The 1,194-nt window shown below is 61.3% G+C and carries 1 protein-coding gene; it reads left to right on the forward strand.

Going from position 1 to position 1,194, the window contains the following annotated elements:
- The coding region (locus AC1DU6_RS31965) for an ABC transporter permease (protein WP_477862224.1) at positions 1-576 on the forward strand (576 nt) is incomplete at its 5' end.
- Positions 577-1,194: the final 618 nt, after the last annotated feature.

Raw genomic sequence — 1,194 nt, forward strand, 5'->3', positions numbered from 1 at the left:
GGCTATGGAGCGGGCTACGCAGTGTTATCGCCGCTTCGAGGGGGTCAAATCTATATTGTCCGCGGCGACACCACGCGCCTCGCGGCTCAAATTAGGGCGGGCGTCTCCGCCATCAAGGGCTCAGGCTCCGGAGGTGAAGTAACTCGTGCAAGCACCATGCTGGAGATGCGCGCAGGCTTCTACGCCCAAGACCGCGCCATGGCTTGGCTGATGCTCGGCGTCTGCGTGGTGTTGATGCTGGTCACCGCAATAGGCATTGTCGGGCTGGCTAGCTATTGGGTACAACAGCGCACTCGCATGATCGGTATCCGACGTGCACTGGGCGGCACCGAAAGCCAAATCCGGCGCTATTTCCAGCTCGAGAATCTGCTATTGACCAGCACCGGCGTTGTGATTGGCGTTATCAGCGCGATTACTCTCGGCCAATTGCTGATGCAGCGCTACGGCCTCCCGCGTCTGCCCTGGGTTTATCTCCCCATGAGTGCCATGTCGTTGTTGCTGCTCGGTCAGCTTGCTGTCTGGTCGCCGGCACGCCGCGGGGCACGGATGACTCCGGTCGCCGCCTTGCGCAGCTAACGAAGTTCCATGTCAACGTTGAGCCAGTCTCTGACTTCACCTACCTCGTCACCCAGCGAGGCTGAGTCTTTTGACGTTAGCAGTGAACGTATTCAGCGGCCGCATCGTGGGGTGCCTGTAAGCCGTCGGAAAAGGGAAGTTCGATTCATCGCCCGAACCGCGGCGCCTCATGTCCATTTCATCCGCTACAGCAAGCGCCTTGCCGAGGCAGGCGTTGAGCCGCTCGTGGTCCAAGGTCGACAGCTACGACAACGCTCGGCCGAGATCTTCAACCAGGCTCTCTGCGCGGAGGCGATCCACGGTGCGGGCGTGGAACGGTTGTCGTAACGCGCGAAGGCGCTGTTCAGCTGCGCCATCACCGCCCAGCTTCGGCAGGGGCATGCACGACGCAGTCGCGCTTGAAGGGTGTAACGTAACTCTCGCCCATCCCATTGCTCTCGGGCTAAATGCGGCGTTGACGTGCTTGATGGTTGAGACCCAAAGCGAGCAATGGCGCGGGCGTCGGCAACGGGCGCTGCCATTTATCCGTGCGGGACATCAGCTGAGCCGGCGCTTGGGGATGGCCTCCATGGTGACGAAGCCCTGTTCAGCGGCCTCGATGAGCATTTCGAGTGCACC

Source organism: Roseateles sp. P5_B10 (assembly GCF_056400485.1).